Origin of the sequence: Bacillus sp. JJ1503 (assembly GCF_036965125.1) — a bacterium.
Taxonomy (GTDB): Bacteria; Bacillota; Bacilli; order Bacillales; family Cytobacillaceae; genus Cytobacillus.
Map to the genome: position 1 here is coordinate 11,533 of NZ_JBALOZ010000151.1, position 346 is coordinate 11,878.

Sequence of the window (346 nt, forward strand, 5' to 3'; positions counted from 1 at the left end):
TCCGCCATCGCATGTACCGTTTTTTCGTCTACCAAAATATTTCCCTGCGCCGCAAAATGAGGGCCTGTGATTCCCCCAGCCCAGTCATAACAGCCTTTTCCCGTAAAGGTAACCGCGTTACCGAACGCATCAATGATTCCAACCTGGCGCAACCCTTTTTGCGGATCCTCCTCCGTTATGATATCCATTACCTCTTGTGCTGTTTTCCCTTGAGCAAATAATTCAAGTGCCTTCGGGCCATAAGAAGTATTCGCATAGGATTGGGTGGCTACCGCACCAACCCCGGCTTTGGCAAACGGCACAACAGCCCCCACACCAAGAAACTTAGACTGAACCGCAATTCCCC

Annotated in this window: 1 protein-coding gene; it reads right to left on the reverse strand. The window is 50.9% G+C overall.

Annotated features, from left to right (window positions below; all coding sequences use genetic code 11):
* Positions 1–346 (reverse strand): DUF1028 domain-containing protein (locus V7149_RS12785; RefSeq protein ID WP_438824113.1); only part of this gene is annotated, 346 nt, incomplete at both ends.